Origin of the sequence: Variovorax boronicumulans (genome assembly GCF_040544675.1) — a bacterium.
Classification (GTDB): Bacteria; Pseudomonadota; Gammaproteobacteria; order Burkholderiales; family Burkholderiaceae_C; genus Variovorax; species Variovorax boronicumulans_D.
Map to the genome: position 1 here is coordinate 26629 of NZ_JBEPKK010000005.1, position 18202 is coordinate 44830.

General features: G+C 67.8%; 18 protein-coding genes. 9 read left to right on the forward strand and 9 right to left on the reverse strand.

The features are described 5' to 3' along the window. Positions 1-29: 29 nt before the first annotated feature. Positions 30-182: a hypothetical protein gene (locus tag ABIC90_RS10810; protein WP_354354112.1), complete on the reverse strand. Its 153-nt coding sequence runs from the start codon at positions 180-182 to the stop codon at positions 30-32. Between the two features lie 317 nt (positions 183-499). Between ABIC90_RS10810 and ABIC90_RS10815 the strand changes: the two genes are divergently transcribed. Further along, positions 500-1318: a transglutaminase-like domain-containing protein gene (locus ABIC90_RS10815; RefSeq protein ID WP_354354113.1), complete on the forward strand. Its 819-nt coding sequence runs from the start codon at positions 500-502 to the stop codon at positions 1316-1318. Positions 1319-1336: 18 nt separating this feature from the next. Here the strand turns inward: ABIC90_RS10815 and ligD are convergent, their stop codons facing one another. The 3 genes from ligD to ABIC90_RS10830 form a co-directional block, all read right to left on the reverse strand. Then, positions 1337-3931, reverse strand: a complete 2595-nt coding sequence (ligD, locus tag ABIC90_RS10820) for a DNA ligase D (RefSeq protein ID WP_354354114.1) — start codon at positions 3929-3931, stop codon at positions 1337-1339. A 12-nt stretch (positions 3932-3943) separates the two neighbouring features. After that, positions 3944-4966 (reverse strand): Ku protein, encoded by a 1023-nt coding sequence (locus tag ABIC90_RS10825; protein WP_354354115.1) that lies wholly within the window; start codon positions 4964-4966, stop codon positions 3944-3946. Between the two features lie 65 nt (positions 4967-5031). Then, the gene (locus ABIC90_RS10830) at positions 5032-6030 is read right to left on the reverse strand and encodes a succinylglutamate desuccinylase/aspartoacylase domain-containing protein (RefSeq protein ID WP_354354116.1); all 999 of its coding nucleotides are present in this window, start codon (positions 6028-6030) and stop codon (positions 5032-5034) included. 164 nt (positions 6031-6194) lie between these two features. Here ABIC90_RS10830 and ABIC90_RS10835 point away from each other — a divergent pair, with 164 nt between their 5' ends. The 3 genes from ABIC90_RS10835 (at position 6195) to ABIC90_RS10845 (ending at position 7853) form a co-directional block, all read left to right on the forward strand. Continuing rightward, positions 6195-7001 (forward strand): Imm49 family immunity protein, encoded by an 807-nt coding sequence (locus tag ABIC90_RS10835; RefSeq protein ID WP_354354117.1) that lies wholly within the window; start codon positions 6195-6197, stop codon positions 6999-7001. Positions 7002-7189: 188 nt separating this feature from the next. Beyond that, on the forward strand, positions 7190-7411 hold the full coding sequence (locus tag ABIC90_RS10840) for a hypothetical protein (protein ID WP_354354118.1): 222 nt from the start codon (positions 7190-7192) through the stop codon (positions 7409-7411). Between the two features lie 172 nt (positions 7412-7583). Beyond that, the gene (locus ABIC90_RS10845) at positions 7584-7853 is read left to right on the forward strand and encodes a hypothetical protein (protein WP_354354119.1); all 270 of its coding nucleotides are present in this window, start codon (positions 7584-7586) and stop codon (positions 7851-7853) included. Here the strand turns inward: ABIC90_RS10845 and rpe are convergent. After that, the gene (gene rpe / locus ABIC90_RS10850) at positions 7843-8535 is read right to left on the reverse strand and encodes a ribulose-phosphate 3-epimerase (protein ID WP_354354120.1); all 693 of its coding nucleotides are present in this window, start codon (positions 8533-8535) and stop codon (positions 7843-7845) included. The genes ABIC90_RS10845 and rpe overlap by 11 nt on opposite strands. A gap of 83 nt (positions 8536-8618) precedes the next feature. Here rpe and apaG point away from each other — a divergent pair, with 83 nt between their 5' ends. The 4 genes from apaG to ABIC90_RS10870 all read left to right on the forward strand — a co-directional run bounded on the left by apaG (position 8619) and on the right by ABIC90_RS10870 (position 13611). Then, the gene (gene apaG / locus ABIC90_RS10855) at positions 8619-9014 is read left to right on the forward strand and encodes a Co2+/Mg2+ efflux protein ApaG (RefSeq protein WP_354354121.1); all 396 of its coding nucleotides are present in this window, start codon (positions 8619-8621) and stop codon (positions 9012-9014) included. A gap of 120 nt (positions 9015-9134) precedes the next feature. Further along, entirely contained in the window at positions 9135-11126 is a 1992-nt protein-coding gene (locus tag ABIC90_RS10860) for a site-specific recombinase (RefSeq protein WP_354354122.1), read from the forward strand. Then, positions 11123-12394: a cation:proton antiporter gene (locus ABIC90_RS10865; RefSeq protein ID WP_354354123.1), complete on the forward strand. Its 1272-nt coding sequence runs from the start codon at positions 11123-11125 to the stop codon at positions 12392-12394. Before ABIC90_RS10860 ends, ABIC90_RS10865 begins: the two co-directional genes overlap by 4 nt. Then, on the forward strand, positions 12391-13611 hold the full coding sequence (locus tag ABIC90_RS10870) for a YbdK family carboxylate-amine ligase (protein WP_354354124.1): 1221 nt from the start codon (positions 12391-12393) through the stop codon (positions 13609-13611). Before ABIC90_RS10865 ends, ABIC90_RS10870 begins: the two co-directional genes overlap by 4 nt. Positions 13612-13645: 34 nt before the next feature. Here ABIC90_RS10870 and ABIC90_RS10875 read toward each other — a convergent pair whose 3' ends face one another. Next, the gene (locus ABIC90_RS10875; protein ID WP_354354125.1) at positions 13646-13870 is read right to left on the reverse strand and encodes a hypothetical protein; all 225 of its coding nucleotides are present in this window, start codon (positions 13868-13870) and stop codon (positions 13646-13648) included. Then, positions 13867-14820, reverse strand: a complete 954-nt coding sequence (locus tag ABIC90_RS10880; RefSeq protein WP_354354126.1) for a hypothetical protein — start codon at positions 14818-14820, stop codon at positions 13867-13869. Before ABIC90_RS10880 ends, ABIC90_RS10875 begins: the two co-directional genes overlap by 4 nt. Before the next feature lie 122 nt (positions 14821-14942). Here ABIC90_RS10880 and thiL point away from each other — a divergent pair, with 122 nt between their 5' ends. Then, complete coding sequence (gene thiL, locus ABIC90_RS10885; RefSeq protein WP_354354127.1) at positions 14943-15902, forward strand: thiamine-phosphate kinase; 960 nt, start codon at positions 14943-14945, stop codon at positions 15900-15902. Between the two features lie 33 nt (positions 15903-15935). Here the strand turns inward: thiL and ABIC90_RS10890 are convergent, their stop codons facing one another. Together ABIC90_RS10890 and ABIC90_RS10895 are read right to left on the reverse strand one after the other, a co-directional pair. Continuing rightward, positions 15936-16643: a DUF3053 domain-containing protein gene (locus tag ABIC90_RS10890; RefSeq protein WP_354354128.1), complete on the reverse strand. Its 708-nt coding sequence runs from the start codon at positions 16641-16643 to the stop codon at positions 15936-15938. 94 nt (positions 16644-16737) lie between these two features. After that, entirely contained in the window at positions 16738-18201 is a 1464-nt protein-coding gene (locus ABIC90_RS10895) for an MFS transporter (protein WP_354354129.1), read from the reverse strand. Position 18202 lies beyond the last annotated feature (1 nt).

Here is an 18202-nt window from a genome sequence, read left to right on the forward strand (position 1 = left end):
GCAGTAAAGGGGCAGATGGAAAAAGGCGTTCAGCCCATTTCGTTGTTGTTGTCCAGGAGCATGTCGAGCACGTTGACCACGGCGACAAGGCAGATGGAACCCGCGACCGCGGCAACGGTCCAGATGAGGATTTCGTCGGCCAACGAACCGTTGAGCGCGCCGAACAGCGATGAAAGATCCATGATTTCCCTCCAAGGAAAGACGCCCCGGGCATTGAGTGCCTGAGGTTAGTTTTTGCAGCGACTGTTACCCGTAGTGGCGCCCCCTCCTCCTATGTGGGAGGGCGCGCGCGTCGGCGGTAGGAGTACGACTACAGCGCTTCGCGGCGGCCTACGGCACGTTGCGCGTTGTGGCGGCGTGGTTTTTTGCGCCGCGTGGCATAGCATGGGCCGGACACAAATTTCAAGACGGCATTGATCGTGCTTGTCTTCCTGCTTTCAGCCCCATCCCGTGTTTTTGCGCACCGGCGCTCCTCCGGCTCCTCCAGGGAAGAACTCCAATGCAGATCAGGATCGGCTACGACATCGAACTGGGCGTGACCGCCCCCACCGCGCTGATCTACATGCTGCAGGTGCATCTCTCGCGCGCCGCGGACATCCAGGGCAGCGAGCAGATCACCATCAGCCCGCCGCTGGTCACCGACCATTACCGCGACAGCTTCGACAACCACTGCGCGCGGGTGCATGTGCCCCTCGGCGTGAGCAGCGTGCGTTTGCGCAACGAAGCGACCGTGTACGACAGCGGCCTGCCCGATGTGGTCGACTACGGCGCCATCGAGCATGCGGCGGCCGACCTGCCGGTGTCGGTGCTGCCCTTCGTGCTGCCCAGCCGCTATTGCGAGGTCGACAGCGAGCTGCTGCAGTTCGCCTGGGCCAACTTCCTCAACATCACGCCCGGCTGGAGCCGGGTGCAGGCGATCTGCGATTTCGTGCACGGGCACCTGCGCTTCAATTACCAGAACGCGCGCGCCACGCGCACCGCGCTGGAGGGTTTTCGCGAGGGCACGGGCGTGTGCCGCGACTTCGCGCACCTGGCGATCACGCTGTGCCGCTGCATGAACATTCCCGCGCGCTACGCGACCGGCTACCTGGGCGACATCGGCATTCCGCCGGTGCCCTATCCGATGGACTTCAGCGCATGGTTCGAGGTGTACCTGGGCAACCGCTGGTACACCTTCGACGCCCGCCACAACACGCCGCGCATCGGACGGGTGGTGATGGCCTACGGGCGCGATGCGGCAGACGTGCCGATCACGATGGTGTTCGGGGCGAACACCTTGCAGCGCTTCGAGGTCACGACGCGGGAAGTGTTTCAGTAGGCATCTGGGGCCCGCAACTCACTTGTAGCCCAGCATCTTCATCGCCGCAGCGAGCCCCTTGCGGCTGCGCTCCATAGCGGCCCACGGCTTGTTGCCGATTGCAAAGCGCTCCGCCACGTTGGCGACGTTCCACTGCGCGGCACCCGTCAGCGCGGGCAGTTCGTCCCATGCCACGGGCACCGACACCCCCAGCCCCGGACGCGAGCGCGCGGACCACGCGCTCACCGTCGTCGCACCGAAGCCATTGCGCAGGTAATCGACGAACACCTTCCCCACCCGGTTGCGCGGCCCGCTCTTGGCGACGAAGCGGTCCGGAATGGTCTGCGCCAGGTGCACCACCACGGCCTGCGAGAAGCCCTTGACCTCGTCCCAGCCGTACTGCCGGCGGATCGGCACCACCACATGCAGCCCCTTGCCGCCGCTGGTCTTCAGGAACGACGGCAGGCCCAGTTCGTCGAGCAGCGTGCGCACCAGCATCGTGGCTTCCTGGATCTGCGGCCACGTCACGCCTTCGCCCGGGTCCAGGTCGAAGGTCATGCGATCGGGCCGGTCGATGGCGCGCGAGGTGGCGTTCCAGGTGTGCAGTTCGATGACGTTCATCTGCGCGGCGCCCAGAAGCCCGGTCTTCACGTCGATCTGCAGCAGCGGCTCGTGGCCGGGGTCCAGCGCGGGATCGAGCAGCTTCACGCCGGGGATCTCGCGGTTCTGCAGGTGCTTCTGAAAGAACAGCTCGCCGCCCACGCCCTCGGGCGCGCGCACCAGCGACACGGGGCGGCCGCGCAGGTGCGGCAGCATGAGCGTGGCCACGCTGTCGTAGTAGGCCGCGAGCTCGCCCTTGGTGACACCGCTCTGGGCGTCGATCACGCGGTCGGCGTGGGAGATCTTCAGCGCCATCGGCGTCTTTCCTTTCTTCTGCTTCGCGGCCGGTGAATCGGGCGGGGCATCGGGCGGCGCATCGGGCGGCCCCGGCCGTTCGCGCACGATGCCGTGCGCGGGCTTGTCGGCGCGCAGCCCCTGGAACACCGAATGGCGCACGCGGTCTTCGCGCGTCCATTCGCCGAACGAGACCTCGGCCACCAGCCTGGGCTTGACCCACTGCGCCTTCACGCCTTGCGGCCGGGTCGCAAAGGGGCAGTCGTCGGTGGCCAGCGTGTCCAGGCGGGCCTTGATGTCGGCCAGGCGGTCGGCATTGAAACCGGTGCCCACATTGCCGCAATACCGCAGCCGCCCGCCGGCCTCGTCGTACACACCGAGCAGCAGCGCGCCGAAGCCGGTGCGCGCCCCCTTGGGCGCGGTGTAGCCGCCGATCACGAACTCCTGCCGCTGCTGGTTCTTGAGCTTGATCCAGTCGGGCGAACGGCGCGACACATAGGGCGATCCCTTGCGCTTGCCGACAACGCCCTCGAAGCCGATGCGCGCCGACGATGCGAGCAGGTCGCGCGGGTCCGCGTCGAAGGCCTCGCTCAGCCGCAGCGATGCCGGCGGCTTCTTGCCCAGCAGGCGCGCGAGCCGGGCGCGGCGCTCTTCGACCGGCGTGTCGCGCAGGTCCTGCCCGTCGAGAAAGGGCGCGTCGAACAGCCAGTAGACGATGGACGAGGTGGCACCGCTGTCGAAGGCGTTCTGCAGCGCCTGGAAATCAGGCGCGCCCTTGTCGCCTTCGACAGTGATCTCGCCGTCGAGCCAGGCCGCGTCGGTCGCGAGTTTCGCGAGGGCCTTGGCGAGCCCGGGCAGCTTGTCGGTCCAGTCGTGGCCGTTGCGGGTGAAGCAGCGCACCTTGCCCTTGTCGATGCGGGTGAGCAGGCGGTAGCCGTCGAACTTAAGTTCGTAGAGCCAGTCGTCGGGTGAAGACGGGGGCGCTGCGGCGAGGGTGGCGAGTTGGGGCTGCAGGGAGGCGGGCAGCGCGATCTTTTTGGTGACCTTCCTGGCGACCTCTTTGGCGGCGGTCTTCTTCGCGGGCGTCTTTGCCGCTGCTTTCTTCGCGGGTGCCTTGATCGCCATTTTTTTCGGCGGGCTGTCCACCTCGTCCACGCCACGCCCGGTCAGCACGCTCACGGGCTGCGCCTCAAGCACGTCGTAGCCGGCCAGATCGCGCGCCTGGTCGTCGCGCTCCTTGATGAGCAACCAGGGCTCGTGCTTCTCGTCGCCCTTGCCGTGCATGCGCACCAGCGTCCAGTGACCGCGCAATTTTTCGCCGCGCAGTTCGAACTTGAGCTTGCCGGCCGCGAGCGCCTTGCGCGCATCGCCTTCGCTGCCCCCCTCCGGCAGCCAGTCGCCGCGATCCCAGACGATCACGCTGCCGGCGCCGTACTGCTTCGGCGGAATGGTGCCTTCGAAGCCGCCGTACGAAATCGGATGGTCTTCCACATGCACCGCCATGCGCTTGACCGCGGGGTCCAGGCACGGCCCCTTGGGCACGGCCCAGCTTTTGAGCGTGCCGTCGAGTTCGAGCCGGAAGTCGTAGTGCAGATGGCTCGCGTGGTGCTTCTGCACGACGAAGGAGAGCACGCCCTTGCCCGCCCGGCCGCCCTCCTTGGGCTCCGGTGTGCGCGAGAAATCGCGCTTGCCGTGGTACTTGGCGAGCGCCTTGCGCGCGGCCGATGCGGTGGTGCCCATGGCGAAGGTGCCTCAGGCCGCGCGGCGCGTGCGTGCGGTCGCCTTGGATGCTGTCTTGGACGTGGTCTTGGAGCTGGTCTTCGAAGTGGACTTGGCCGTGGGCCTGGTCTTTTTCGCCGCAGGCTTGGCGCGCGGTGCCGGCTCTTCCTCTTCTTCTTCTTCCGCGTCGTCTTCCTCATCGGCAGAGGCCTTCGCCTTGCCGCCGCCCTTGTTGCGCAGGCTGCGCTGCAACAGCTCGGTCAGGTCGATGATCTTGGCGCCCTGGCGCTCGGTGGACTGGCCCTCTTCCGCCTCGGGCTGCGTCACCGTCTCGGTCTGGCCCGCCTTCACCTTGCGGTCGACGAGCCGCAGGATCTCGTCCTTGAACTCGTCCTTGAACTCGCTGGGGTCCCAGTCGGCGCTCATGTCCTCGACCAGCTGCTTGGCCATCTTGAGCTCGCGCTCGGTCAGGCCCGCTTTCTTCACGTCTTCCGAAGGCAGCGGTAGGTCGGCCCAGGGCCGGATGTCGGCGCCCCAGCGCAACAGGTTCAGCACCAGGCCTGGGCCCACGGGCACCAGCACCGCCAGGTGCTGCTTGGTCTGGATAACAACGCGGGCCACGCCCACGCGCCCGCTGCGCTGCAGGGTCTCGCGCAGCAGCGCGTAGACCTTGGCGCCGCGATTGATGGGCGCCACGTAGTACGGCCGCTCCAGGTACACGAACGGGATGCCGTTGGCCGGCACGAAGGTCTCGATCTCGATGGTCTGCGTGGTCTTGGGGTAGGCGGCGGCGATTTCCTTGTCGCTGAGCACCACGTACTCGCCGTCCTCGTATTCCACGCCCTTGACGATGTTCTCGCGCGCAATCTCCTTGCCGGTCTTCTTGTTGATGCGCTTGTAGCCCACCGGGTCCATGCTGCGCTTGTCGAGCCAGTCGAAGTCGATGCCGTGGTCGGTGGTGGCCGAGTAGAGCGCCACCGGAATGTGGACCAGGCCGAAGCTGATCGCGCCCTTCCACAGGACGCGCGGCGCGGGCGATTTTTTCGAGACGGGCATGGGCACACTCCTTCAGCTTTGGAATGTGTGCCCCTCCACTGGACGGGCGGTGTAGGAACGCGGCGTCAGGCGCTGCCAGCGACCGGCCCGAGCACGCGTTCGCTCGGATGCGCGAAGTAGAACCACTCGGCGCCGGGCTGCGCGAGCGCATTGGGAAACACGATGAAGCCGTCGCCGGGCGCGTTCAGCATGGTGCCGTCGTGCCGCATGCCGATGGGCTCGCCGCGCCGCACTTCGTCGAAGGTGGCCCAGTCGCGCACGAAGCTGTCGTCCTCGTGCAGGCGGTCGGTCACGCTGGCCAGGCGCAAGAGCTTCGGTTGCGCCGAAACGGCCGGCAGGCCCGGCGGCAAAGGAGCCATGCCCAGCAGCGCCAGCGTGCGGCGGATGGCGCGCCACGCCACCTCGGGCGCCTCGGGGTCCTGGTGCTGGCCGCATTCGAGCGTGACGCCGTAGCCGCCGCAGCTGCGGATGTATTCGTTGGTGCCGCGGCCGAAATCGAGCGCAGCCTCGTCGGCCGGCGCGCCGCCCGCGCGCTGGGCAAGGCCGGCGGCGTAGATGTCGAGCCAGCCTTCCACCACGATGGGCGTGCCGATGTGCAGCGCGAGCTGGCCTTCTTCGTACGAACGGGCAAAGGGCTCCAGCGTGCCTGTGTTGTCGCGCGGCCCGATCATCGCGAAGGCCTCGCCCGCGCTCTGGAAGGAATGCAGGTCCAGCAGCACCTCGTGGCGCGCAATGACGGGCGCTAGGCGGTTGGTGATGCGGGCTTCGTAGTCGGCAGGGTCTTGGGTGGGGCGGAACAGGCGGTTGAGGTTGCGTTCGCCCTCGCGCTGCAGGCGGCGCCTCGCGAGCGGGTTGGCCACGGGCACCAGCGTCAGCTCGCCGCGCTGCAGTTGCAGCGTGCCGGCGTCCAGCTCGGCCAGGATGCGCTCGATGCCCGTGGTGCCACAGGTCTCGTCGCCATGAACCCCGCCGATCACGAGGAAACGGGGGCCGGGATTGAGCGAGGCGAAGGTGTGGATGCGCAGGCTGTCGGTCGCCGCGCCGGCAAAAGGATCGGAGGACATGCGGGGCATTATTGCGGAGGGTCTGCGCGGGCGCGAAGCGGGGCGCTGTTTAGGAGCCTGCCTGACCGGGAGCTGGTCTGGCAGAGTTGAACGAATCACTGGCGAACGGTTGCATATGCCACTGGACGTCGAACAAACAATAAAAGAATGAAGGGAAACAGGCGATGGATGCAAGATACATGGAGTCGTTGCGTGCCGGTCTGGCGCATGTAGGGGGGCACGCCAGGCAATTCGATGAGTGGGAAGAAAATGACCGCCCGGAGGTGATGATTGCGACGGGACGGGGAAGCCGTGATGGTTGCATCCAGGCCCTTGAGAGTCTTCACCGAGCTCGCGCCATCGTGGCGTGGTTTGGCAATGGCCGCCTTGACGCCTTCAAACAGGAGTCCTACGTTGCCAGCAAGCTGATGTACATCCGGCAGAAGGAAGGCAATGAGCTAGGAGTGATGCGAGAGCAAGAGTATTTTCATTGCTTGATGAGTGACTGCCTTCCTTTGATCGATCGCTTCATGAGCCTGGAGCCACTGAGCGACTACACGTGGAAGCGTGTTCGGAATCCCCAGGAACATGTCTTTCGTCACTACCAGATGACCTTGGCTCTGCGAGGCGACTGGACCGAACTGGCTCGCCGCGCGCAAGAGCAACTCGACGCCGAACCCAAGGGCCTTAAGCGCTTCATGGTGGATCAGCGCTTCTATCTGGCGCTGGCCCGCGGCGACAAGCCCGGCATGGAGACCGCCCTGGCCGAACTGACCTCGTCCAAAGTCGCCAAGGTACGCAACGACCAACTCGAGTTCGGCTTCACCCATTTCTTCATCGGCACTCACGCAACGATGTACGCCAAGATTGCCTGGCGAGCAGGTTACGAGGTGAATGTGGAGACGCCGCTCATCCCGAAGGAGTGGTTGCCGGTCGAGCCACCTTCACGGTATGAAGACCCGTACCCATTCATGCAGGCCTATGATTTTTGACCGTACGTTATCTTTCCGGTCATTGGAAAAACGCCTTATTTTCCAGTCGGCGCGCTCGCGCAGAACGGATGAAATGGTTATTTAAATCCATGGCTAAAGCGCCAGGTTCAATAATCCTGATGGTCTAAAAGCACCGGCAACCCAACCAGAGGTGGAAGATGAATCCGTCACGAAGACCAGGCCTGAGAATGTTCGGAACTCTGTTTGTGAGCTGCCTCTTCATGTTTGGCGTCGGCTTTTCCCTGGCTGCTTTGCTCGCCGCGCCTTTGATTCGCTGGGCAATTCAGGGTGTACTTTATTTCTCCGTCAGCGCATCCGAATTGCGCAGCTTGCTGTTTGTCGTCCTCGGTATGACGGTTGTTGCGACGGCCGTGATGTGGTTGGCCGGAAAGCACAAAGGGCATTGGTGAAATCATGCAGATTCCGAGGAAGAAATTTCTGGAACCTTCTGCTGTCGCGATGCGCAGAGTGCGATGCGGGCCATCAGACTAGCCGTCACCTACAGGACCTGCCTTGCACGTCCTACCGCAGCCCCCGGCCTCCGCGCGGCATGATTTCGGCAAAGACCGAAGGAGCCTTCGCATGAGCAGATCGACGAACCCGACCCCCAAGACCGACCCCAGCGACCCCCTGAAGGACGCCGGCGGCGGCAAGACCAAGGTGCAGCAAGGCGGCGATGCGGCGCCGCGCCTGCCGCACGAGCGCGACCAGTCGTCCGACAGCCAAGAAACGCAGGACGGGCAGCCGTCCGAGGTGGCCCGCCAGGCCCACGAAGACGTCGAACGCGGCATGGTCGATACCGACCGGGGGCCGGTGACCGACCGCGTCTACAACGACAAGGTCAAGCGCTGACGCCGGCCAGCTGCTTGCGCATGTCGGCGATCACTGCGCCGTAATCCTTGGCATTGAAGATCGCGCTGCCCGCCACGAAAGTGTCTGCGCCAGCCGAGGCCACGCGCGCAATGTTGTCGGCCTTGATGCCGCCGTCCACTTCCAGGCGGATGTCGCGCCCGCTCTGCTCGATGCGCTTGCGCGCGAGTTCGATCTTGCGCAGCGCCGAGTCGATGAAGCTCTGGCCGCCGAAGCCGGGGTTCACGCTCATGATGAGGATCAGGTCGATGTCGTCGATGGCCCAGTCCAGGGCTTCGAGCCCCAGCCCTGGATTGAACACCAGTCCGGCCTTGCAGCCCGCGCCCTTGATGGCCTGGATGCTGCGGTGCACATGGGGCGAGGCGTCGGGGTGGAAGCTGATGTAGTCGGCGCCCGCTTGCGCAAAGGAGGCGGCCAGGGCGTCGACCGGCTGGATCATGAGGTGCACATCGACCGGCACCGGCGTGCCGTCGGCCTTCTTGGCGTAGGGCTTGAGCGCCTGGCAGATCATCGGGCCGAAGGTGAGGTTCGGCACGTAATGGTTGTCCATCACGTCGAAATGGATCCAGTCGGCGCCGGCGGCGATCACGTCGGTGAGTTCTTGGCCGAGGTGCGCGAAGTCGGCGGACAGGATGGAGGGCGCGATGCGGAACGGGGTGCTCATGGGCCGCGATTCTCGCAGCCGGGGGAAGTCCGAGGAAAGTCGCGGGGAAGGCGGGAGGGAAGGCCTCCGTTACCATCCGCCCCATGTCAAACAGCCCCTTCAGTGTCCAGGTCGAGCCGCGCTACCTGGCCGACCAGTCCTCCCCGAAGGACAAGATCTACACCTTTTCGTACACGATCACCGTCACCAACGTGGGCACGGTGGGCGCGCAACTGATCGCGCGCCACTGGCTCATCAACGACGCGTCGGGGCATCCGCAGGAAGTCAAGGGCCTGGGCGTGATCGGCCAGCAGCCGCTGCTGGCCCCCGGTGAGTCCTTTCGCTACACCAGCGGTTGCCGGCTGCAGGCCGCGAGCGGCACCATGCACGGCAGCTTCTTCGTGGTGACCGAGGAAGGCGAGCGTTTCGATGTGCCGGTGCCGATGTTCGTACTGGAAGCCGACATCGGCGGAGCACCCGTTTCACGGGTGCTTCACTAGGTACTCCCCCAGGCTTCGCGCACTTCGTGTCGCTTCTCCTCCCCCCTCGCCGGGGGCAACACCTGCGGCCCGGCTAAGCCGGTTCCGCGGTGTTCCCCGCACTGATCCTTTACAAATCTCATGGCTGCCGCATCGCGCGACTTGCAGGGGCTGCTTGCCGGCCTCGACCCCACGGCCGATGTGGCGCAGCGCCACATCTGGCTCATCAATCTCTTCGACTGGCTGCGCGGCGATCGCGCCTCGCCGCAGGCGGCCATGGGCCGCGTGTCGCTGCTGCTGGACGCCGTGGAGGCGCGCCCCGAGCTGCGCGAGCGCCTGCGCGCCTGGTGGCGCGTGTTCACGCAGACCGTGGACCTGACCACGCTCTTGGCCGACTACGGCTTCGCGCCGCGCACCGCCTTCGCCAGCGAATTCAGCGAGCGCCTGCGCCGCAAGATCTTGCCGGGCACGCCCGAGACCACCGACGCGTCGGACCTGTTCCGCATGGTGCTGCCCGGCGTTTTCGATGCGGGCTGGATCGCATTGCTCGACGAGACGCAGCTCGCCCGCATCGGCGCCCTGTTGGCGGACGCCACGGTCGACGCCGACGGCGCGCCGCGCTGGCGCCACACGCTGATGGACGCGGTCACCTACTGCGGCAGCCAGGTGGTGGCCGCGGGCTTCTCGCCCGAACTGCGCCTGCGCATCAGCGCCGAGCACCACCAGAGCCGGCCCTTTCACGGGCTGATGGCCGACCTGGACGAATTGCGCGAGCAGATGTTCGAGCAGCCGCCCGGCCAGGGCCCCGAGCAGCGCGAAGCGGCGCTGCAGGCCGCCTTCGTGGCCTTTCGCGACCGGCTGGACGCCTGCCGCGCGAGCGCGTCCTCGGTCTACACGCACCTGGAAGACAACGGCATTTCGGTGGGGCTGGTGTTCCGGCTGCGCCAGTTGCGCGAGCGCGTTCTGCGCATCCGCGAGCTGCTCGACTGCCTGATGTCGCCCGTGCCCGGCCCCAGCGTGGCGCGGCTGATCGGCAAGCTGGTGCTGGCCGGCGGCGAGCGCAACAGCATCCGCGCACTGATCGCTTCCAATTCGTCGATGCTCGCGGCCAAGGTGACCGAGCGCAGCGCCGAGACCGGCGAGCACTACATCACCCGCGACCGCAGGAGCTACCTGCAGATGGTGAAGAAGGCCGCGGGCGGCGGTGCGCTCACCGCGGTGACGGTGCTGCTCAAGTTCGGCATCTATGCGCTGGCGCTGTCGGCCTTCTGGACCGGCCTGGCCTCGGGCCTCATGTATGCGGCGAGCTTTGTCGCGATCCAGCTGCTGCACCTGACGCTGGCCACCAAGCAGCCCGCAATGACCGCGCCGGCGCTGGCGGCGCGGCTGCGCGACATCAAGGCCGATGCCGCGGTGGACGATTTCGTGGACGAAGTGGCCAACCTCGTGCGCTCGCAGGTGGCCGCCGTGCTGGGCAATGTGGGGGTGGTGGTGCCGGCGATGGTGGGGCTGGCATTTCTGGTGCAGCAGGCGCTCGGCAGGCCGCTGCTGGACGCGGCGCATGCCGCGGCCACGCTCGATTCGCTCTCCTTGCTGGGCCCGACCGTTCTTTTTGCGGCATTCACCGGCATCCTGCTGTTTTCTGCGAGCATCATCGCCGGATGGACAGAAAACGCCTTTGTCCTGCATCGGCTTGACTCCGCGATGCGTTACAACCCCCGCATCGGCGCCGTTCTGGGCGCCGCCAGGGCTCGCCGCTGGGCCACCTTCATGCGCACACACATCTCGGGCTTCGCCTCCAACATCTCGCTGGGACTCATGCTGGGCCTGTTGCCTGCGTTCGCGGGTTTCTTCGGGCTCGGGCTGGATGTGCGGCACGTGACACTCTCGGCCGGGCAGATTGCCGCGGCCGCGGCGTCCACGGGCATGGCGGTGTTGCACCAACCCGCGTTATGGTGGGCGGTGGCGGCCATCCCGCTGATCGGCGCGCTCAACGTGAGCGTGAGTTTCTATTTCGCATTCCGCCTCGCGCTGCGCGCGCACAGCGTGAGCCTCGGTGACCGCGCCCGCATCCGCAGCGCGATCTGGGCCCGCTGGCGCAGCCGGCCCGTGAGCTTTTTCCTGCCCGCATGAATTTGACGAACTTCATCAACGATCTCCTGGGCTTCTGGTCCGAATGGGTGCGCCCTTCGGCGGGCCTGCCCACCGTGCTCTGGTCGCTGCTGCTGGCGGCCGCCGCCGTCTCCGGCCACCTGGTACGCCGCTACCTGGGGCTGCCCAAGGTGATCGGCTACTCGCTGGTGGGCGCGGTGGTCGGTTTTGCCGGCTTCGAGGGCGCCATCTGGCCGCTGCGCGGCATCAGCCTGTTCCTGCTGGAACTGGGCGTGGCCGTGGTGCTGTTCGAGGCCGGGGGCCGGCTGCCGCTGCGCTGGTTCCGCCACAACCCGATGGTGCTGGTGCAGAGCCTGCTCGAATCCACCCTCACCTATTTCGGCGTGTACTGGGTGCTCACGCTGCTGGGCCTGCCGGAGCCGGTGGCCGTGCCGATCGCGCTGATGGCCATCGTCGCCTCGCCGGCCGTGCTCAGCCGCGTGATCATCGACACCCGCGCCGCCGGGCCGGTCACCGAACGCGCGATGACGCTGTCCACGCTCAACACCTTCTATGCGCTGGCGTTCGGCTATGCGCAGGCCGGGCTGATCGAACGCGCGCCGCACACGCTGCTGCAAAAGCTCTACCCGGTGGCGGTGGTGCTGGGCCTGTCGTTCGTGGTCGGCGCGGTGATGGCGCTGGCGCTGCGCTCGGCGCTGCGGGTGATGAGCCCGACCAGCGAGAACACCTCGATCCTGCTGCTCGCGCTCATTGCGGCCGGTGCGGCGCTCACCGCGCACATCGGCGGCTCGGCGCCGCTGGCGGCGCTGATCGGCGGCGTGCTTCTGAAAACCCTCAATCCCAAGCCCTGGGCCTGGCAACGGCAACTGGGCACGGCGGCGTCGCTGCTGACCATGCTGATGTTCGTGCTGGTGTCCATCGTGGCGGCGCAGGCCGACTGGACGCTGCCGGTGGCCAGCGTGGTGCTGGCCGTGATCGGCGTGCGCATGGTCGCCAAGATCTCCGGCGTGGCCATTGCCAACCCCGGCAGCGGCGCAAGCTGGAAGCAGGCCTTCTGGGTCGGCTGCGCGATGTCGCCGCTGTCGTCGATCGCGCTTCTGATCGCGTCGAACTTCGCCACGGCCTCGCCGCTCCTGGGCACCATGATCACGCAGGTCGCCCTGCCTTCGATTCTCTTGATGGAGGTGGTGGGCGCCGTGCTCGCCACCGTGGCCATCCATGCGGTGGGCGAGAGCTCGGTGCCATGGGCGCCCCAGGCCTTCAGCACCACCGAGGACACCCAGCGATGAGTACCGCCCTCCCCACCATCGATCCGCAAGCCGACAAGGACAGCGACGACGTGCGCTCGGCGCCGCTGGCGGCCGACCCCGCGAGCCGCGCGGTCAAGCTCGAGCCGTTCAACAAGTCCGAAGCGCTGTCGCTGGGCGTGGAGCTGGAACTGCAGCTCGTGAACACGCACGACTACGACCTTGCGCCCTATGCCGAGGACATGCTGCGCCTGATGGCGCAAACCCCGCTGCCCGGCAGCGTGGTGCCCGAGATGACCTCGAGCATGATCGAGATCTCCACCGACATCTGCCATTCGGCGCAGGACGTGATCACGCAGCTCTCGCCCATTCGCGAGGCGCTGATCCGGAACGCCGACAAGCTCAACATCGCGGTGGTCGGCGGCGGCACGCATGCCTTCCAGCAGTGGCACGAGCGGCGCATCTACGACAAGCCGCGCTTCCGTGAGCTGTCGGAGTTGTACGGCTACCTCAGCAAGCAGTTCACCATCTTCGGCCAGCATGTGCACATCGGCTGCCCCGATGCCGATGCGGCGCTCTTGATGCTGCACCGCATGTCGCGCTACATCCCGCACTTCATTGCGCTGTCGGCCTCCTCGCCGTTCGTGCAGGGGCAGGACACGCAGTTCGACTCGGCGCGGCTGAACTCGGTGTTCGCGTTCCCGCTGTCGGGCCGCGCGCCCTTCACGCTGAGCTGGAAGGAGTTCGAGGCCTACTTCGAGCGCATGACCCGCACCGGCGTCGTGCGCAGCATGAAAGACTTCTACTGGGACATCCGCCCCAAGCCCGAGTTCGGCACCATCGAGATCCGCGTGTTCGACACGCCCCTCACTGTGGAACGCGCCGCCGCGCTCGCGGGCTATGTGCAGTCGCTGGCCGCATGGTTCCTGCAGGAGCAGCCCTTCGAGCCGACGGAAGACGACTACCTGGTCTACACCTACAACCGCTTCCAGGCCTGCCGCTTCGGGCTCGATGCGGTGTACGTGGACCCGGCCAGCGGCCAGCACATGCCGCTGCGCGACCACATCCTCATGACGATGACGCAGCTCGAATGGCACAGCGAGGCGCTCAACGCCACGCAGGCACTGGGCGAACTGCGCACCAGCGTGGAAGCCAACCGCAACGATGCGCGATGGCTGCGGGAAAAGCAGGGCAAGGAACGTCTGCTGGCGGAGGTGGTTCGCCAGGCGGCGCTCCGGTTCCGCGGCGCGGCGGCCTGATCGTCTTCAGGCCGTCTTCTTCAGGCGGCCTTCTTCAACGCGGGATATAGCCCTTGTCCAGGATGCGGCCGTCCGCCGCGTCGATCACGAAGCGTGCACGCGCGCCGAAGGCCATGGCATTGCTCTGGATTTCCCAGCGCCCCGCGCCCTTGCCGAACCAGGGCTTGCGCAGCCGGGTCTGCACCGGATCGACGAAGGCCCATCCGGCCGCTGCTGCGGCGGCGCGCGCCAGCGCGATGGCGGCTTGCTCGTCGATCATCGCGACCCCGGTGGCGGCAGGGGCGGCAGGGCAGGCGCCGCGCCCCGCGGAATCGGCCCGTCGCTCACGCTGACCCAGAAGGTGGTGCCGCCCAGAATGATGGTGCCGATCGCCATGCCTTCGACCTGCATCTGCGAGACCGTGACATAGCCCCACTGCAGCGGAAAGCGATAGGCGCCGAGCGCCTGCGACAACCCGTGCACCCGCAGCTGGCCGTAGCCCTCGGCCATGGCTTCCTCGAGGTAGCGCAGCAGCGCCGACTTGGAATACATGTTCCATCGCAGCTGCGCGCGCAGTTGCCGCAGCGGACCGGTGCGCGGCGAGAAATAGCGATGCACGAGCTCGTGGAACAGCGTGATGCGCTGTTCGGTCAGGCTCTGGTTGCGCGCCACGGTGACTGCACCGTACATGTCGGTGCCGCCGAGCGCGCCGCCGGGAATGGAGCGAGGACGGCTGATCAGCAGGCCGGGGCCGCCGGCCGGCGGCGGCAGGCCGACCTCGGGCAGCGGCTCGATCTTGGGCATGCCTCGGGCGGCCACCGGCTTGACCGCACCGCGCAGCAAGAGGGCCTGGATGGCCGAGATGCCCAGCAGCATCACCGCCTTGGAGAAATGCGCCGCGGCCTCGTCCAGGTCGGCGCCGGTGCGGGCGTTGACCGATTTGTCGGCAAAGGCGTAGAGCTCGCTCGCGCCCGAAAAGACCGCCGTGCCCAGCGCGGCGAAACCGACCACCAGCAGGATCACGTCCACCACTTCGCCGACACCGAAGAAGTGCGAGCCGGCCCAGACCACCAGCGTGCCGGCCACGATGGCCAGCGCCGCGGGCTCCAGCATGGCCTCGACGGTCTTGCGCGCATCGCCGGACAACAGGGGCAAGGACCTGCGCATGGCCTCGCCGACGCGGTCGGTCGCAGAGAGGTTGCCAACGGACATGGAGAGGGTTTCGGCCATCGTCGCGAACTTTCTTTGTACAGCGCACTTGTGCAGTGGCAGGAGGGCGTCGCGGTGAATCTAACCCAAGCCTTCCGCCGCGGCTGTAGGCCTGCGCCACGGCCACCGCTTATGCTCGCCGCATGGGTGAATTCGACCTGATCACACGCTACTTCAAGCGCCCCGCCAAGCGCTCGCCGCTGGGCGTGGGCGACGACTGCGCACTGCTTGCGCCCGCGCCGGGCATGCAGCTGGCGGTGTCCTGCGACATGCTGGTCGAGGGCCGGCACTTTCTCTCGACGGTCGATCCGGCGCGGCTGGGCCACAAGGCGCTGGCAGTCAACCTCAGCGACCTCGCGGCCTGCGGCGCCAAGCCCTTGGCCTTCACGCTCGCGCTCGCGTTGCCGGGTGTGGACGAGCATTGGCTCGAAGGCTTCTCGCGCGGCCTCTTCGCATTGGCCGACGAACACGGCTGCGAGCTGGTGGGCGGCGACACCACGCGCGGCCCGCTCAACATCTGCATCACGGTGTTCGGCGAGGTGCCGGCCGGCGCGGCGCTGCTGCGCTCGGGTGCGCGCGCCGGCGACGACATCTGGGTGAGCGGCTCGCTGGGCGACGCGCGCCTGGCGCTCGAAGTGTTCCGCGGCACGCTCGCGCTGCCGGCCGATGTGTTCACGCAGGCCCGCGCGCGCATGGAACAGCCCGCGCCGCGCGTGGCGCTGGGCCAGGCGCTGCGCGGCATTGCCTCGTCGGCGGTGGATGTGAGCGACGGCCTGGTCGGCGACCTGGGTCACATCCTCGGCTCAAGCAACTTGGGCGCCACGCTCGATGTCGATGCGGCCACCGGCACGGTGGCGGCCGCGGGCACGCCGGGCCTGAGCGCCGACATGCTGCGCACCTGCGCGCTGTCGGGCGGGGACGACTACGAACTGGCGTTCACCGCGCCGCCCTCGGCGCGCGCAGCCGTCGAGCAAGCCGGCAAGGACAGCGCCACGCGCGTGACGCGCATCGGCCGCATCGAGGCCGAACCAGGCCTGCGCATCGTGGACGCAAGCGGCGCGCCGGTGGTGCAGCGCTTCGGCTCGTTCGACCACTTCGTCTGATCGGCGGCCTAACGGCGCCCGATCGGCCTGCGATCAGGACCCCCTGACCATCGCCTGCATCTTGCGCTGCGCGGCGTTGATGGCCGCCGACTGGCTGTTGAGGTCCTGCAGCATCTTGTTGAGTTCGGCCTGCACGGCCGGATCGGTCACGGTGACCGAGGAGCCCGAGATCTGGATCTTCGACTTGTTCTTCTGCAGGTAGTCGCCCACGGCCAGCGCGCCGTCGAAGGTGGTGGCGAGCGCGGGGAACACTTCCTTGAAGGTGGCGGCCGGGGCCGAGACGGTCTTCTCGTAGGCCTTGTCGTAGACCTGCTTCAGGTCCTCGGGCTGCTTGAGCTGCGCGCGCGCGGCATCGGCCTTGGACAGCTGCTGGTCGAGCGCGGTGCGCAGGCCCGCCAGCCCTTCTTTCGCCGCCTTGAGGTCGTCGCGGCGCGTGGCCAGGTCGCCGATGGATCGCAACGCGCCCTTGGCGACGACTTCGCCCATCGGCTGGCTCACCGACTTGTTCATGCCTTCGTTGAAATCGGCGATCACCGCGTAGTGCGCGGCGTAGTCGCCGAACGAGGCCTTCTCTTCCTCGGTCGGCTTGGGCACGCGCAGGCCGGGCTTGTCGAGCACGCGCGTCTGCAGGAAGGCGATGAAGGCCGTGCGTTGCTCGGCCTCCTTGTTGCCGCAGGCCGCGAGCATGAGGCTGAAAGCCAGGCAAAGGCCCAGGGCGCTGAAACGAAGCATGTTCTTCATGAGGGGAGTGTTTTCTCTTGCGGAATGGCGGTCAAGCTGACGTCCGGCATAGGCCGTCGGACCGTCGGCGAACGCCGCGCCCTTGCGTCTTCTGTCACCACCGGCGCGGCGCCGCGGCAATGACGCGGTAGGCCAGCAGCGCCGCCAGCGCGGGCGCGAGTGCGAAGCTCGCAAACAGCCAGACCGCCGCCGACTGCGCGCCCTCGACGCCGCCCGGCACCGTGAGGCCCGCGGCATTGGCCACCAGCCCCGCCACCGCGGCGCCCACGGCCATGCCGTAGAGCTGGATGGTCGTGATCGAGGCCGAGGCCAGCCCGCCCTCGCCCTGCGGTGCCAGCGACATCACGCGCGTGACCAGGTGCGGCCAGCCGATGCCCACGCCCAGCCCCACGACCGCGAGCGCCGCAGCCACCAGCGAGGTTTCGAAGCCCTGGCCCAGGCGCCCCGGAAACGGCAGCAGCAGCGCGAGCGCGGCCAGCCCCAGCGTGCAGGCCACCGGCCCGGCGCGCAGCATGCGGTTGGCGCCGGCGCCGCTGCGCCCCGACGACAACAGCGAGCCCGCGCTCCAGCCACCGGCCATCGCAGCCGTCAGGTACCCCGCCGCCAGCGGCGAATGCCCATGCAGCGTCTGCAGGAAGTACGGCACGAAGATTTCGGTGGTGACGCCGACGAGCAGCAGCGCCACGCTCGCGTAGATGGCGCCCAGCGGCGCGCTCAGCGCATAGGCGCCGGTGGGCAGCAGCCGCACCGCCGCGCGGCGGTCGATGCGCGTGGCGGCCACGCCGATGGCAAGGCCCGCCACCACGCCGGACGCCTGCCAGGCCAGGCGGGGCAGCAGCCCGCTCGCCGCGATCGCCAGCACCGATGCGGCGAGCAAGCCGATCTGCAGCAAAGGAATGCCCGGCATCGCGGCCGGCCGCACATGCCGCACGCCGGCGCCGGGCCGCAACTGCACCGCGACCAGCAGCGCCTGCGCCGCCGCCACGGGCAGCAGGAACCAGAAGGCCCAGCGCCAGTGCCCCGCCTGTGCAAACAGCCCGCCCACGGCCGGCCCGCACAGCGTGGCGACGCCCCACATGCCCGACACCAGCGCCACCGCGCGCGGCCACAGGCGCTGTGCGAACACCAGCTGGATCAGCCCGTAGCTCAGGGCCCCGAGCAGGCCGCCGCCCAACCCCTGCACTGTGCGGCCGGCCAGCAGCCATGGCATGGCCGGCGCGAGCGCACAGCCCACCGAGCCGGCGGTGAACACGGCCAGCGCCGCCAGGCACGCGCCGCGCGGCCCCAGCACCGCGAGCAGCCGCACCGACAGCGTGGCGCCGAGGATGGAGCCCACCACGAACAGCGTGGTGCTCCATGCGTACCAGTCGAGCCCGCGGATCTCGCGCACCACCGACGGCAGCACCGTGGTCACGATGTGGACGTTGACCGCATGCAGCGCCACGCCGCCGGTGAGGGCCAGGGCACGCCAGCCATTGCGGCCGGTGAAGAGCTCGGCCCATGACGCGGTCGGCGGCATCTCGGAGGGATCGGCGGAGGAAGCGGTGACGGACGGCATG

Excerpts from the sequence above, each read along its gene's own strand:
- ABIC90_RS10810 (WP_354354112.1), bottom strand. The coding sequence starts at position 182 with ATGGATCTTTCATCGCTGTTCGGCGCGCTCAACGGTTCGTTGGCCGAC.
- ABIC90_RS10815 (WP_354354113.1), top strand. The coding sequence starts at position 500 with ATGCAGATCAGGATCGGCTACGACATCGAACTGGGCGTGACCGCCCCC.
- ligD (WP_354354114.1), bottom strand. The coding sequence starts at position 3,931 with ATGGGCACCACCGCATCGGCCGCGCGCAAGGCGCTCGCCAAGTACCAC.
- ABIC90_RS10825 (WP_354354115.1), bottom strand. The coding sequence starts at position 4,966 with ATGCCCGTCTCGAAAAAATCGCCCGCGCCGCGCGTCCTGTGGAAGGGC.
- ABIC90_RS10830 (WP_354354116.1), bottom strand. The coding sequence starts at position 6,030 with ATGTCCTCCGATCCTTTTGCCGGCGCGGCGACCGACAGCCTGCGCATC.
- ABIC90_RS10835 (WP_354354117.1), top strand. The coding sequence starts at position 6,195 with ATGGATGCAAGATACATGGAGTCGTTGCGTGCCGGTCTGGCGCATGTA.
- ABIC90_RS10840 (WP_354354118.1), top strand. The coding sequence starts at position 7,190 with ATGTTCGGAACTCTGTTTGTGAGCTGCCTCTTCATGTTTGGCGTCGGC.
- ABIC90_RS10845 (WP_354354119.1), top strand. The coding sequence starts at position 7,584 with ATGAGCAGATCGACGAACCCGACCCCCAAGACCGACCCCAGCGACCCC.
- rpe (WP_354354120.1), bottom strand. The coding sequence starts at position 8,535 with ATGAGCACCCCGTTCCGCATCGCGCCCTCCATCCTGTCCGCCGACTTC.
- apaG (WP_354354121.1), top strand. The coding sequence starts at position 8,619 with ATGTCAAACAGCCCCTTCAGTGTCCAGGTCGAGCCGCGCTACCTGGCC.
- ABIC90_RS10860 (WP_354354122.1), top strand. The coding sequence starts at position 9,135 with ATGGCTGCCGCATCGCGCGACTTGCAGGGGCTGCTTGCCGGCCTCGAC.
- ABIC90_RS10865 (WP_354354123.1), top strand. The coding sequence starts at position 11,123 with ATGAATTTGACGAACTTCATCAACGATCTCCTGGGCTTCTGGTCCGAA.
- ABIC90_RS10870 (WP_354354124.1), top strand. The coding sequence starts at position 12,391 with ATGAGTACCGCCCTCCCCACCATCGATCCGCAAGCCGACAAGGACAGC.
- ABIC90_RS10875 (WP_354354125.1), bottom strand. The coding sequence starts at position 13,870 with ATGATCGACGAGCAAGCCGCCATCGCGCTGGCGCGCGCCGCCGCAGCA.
- ABIC90_RS10880 (WP_354354126.1), bottom strand. The coding sequence starts at position 14,820 with ATGGCCGAAACCCTCTCCATGTCCGTTGGCAACCTCTCTGCGACCGAC.
- thiL (WP_354354127.1), top strand. The coding sequence starts at position 14,943 with ATGGGTGAATTCGACCTGATCACACGCTACTTCAAGCGCCCCGCCAAG.
- ABIC90_RS10890 (WP_354354128.1), bottom strand. The coding sequence starts at position 16,643 with ATGAAGAACATGCTTCGTTTCAGCGCCCTGGGCCTTTGCCTGGCTTTC.
- ABIC90_RS10895 (WP_354354129.1), bottom strand. The coding sequence starts at position 18,201 with ATGCCGTCCGTCACCGCTTCCTCCGCCGATCCCTCCGAGATGCCGCCG.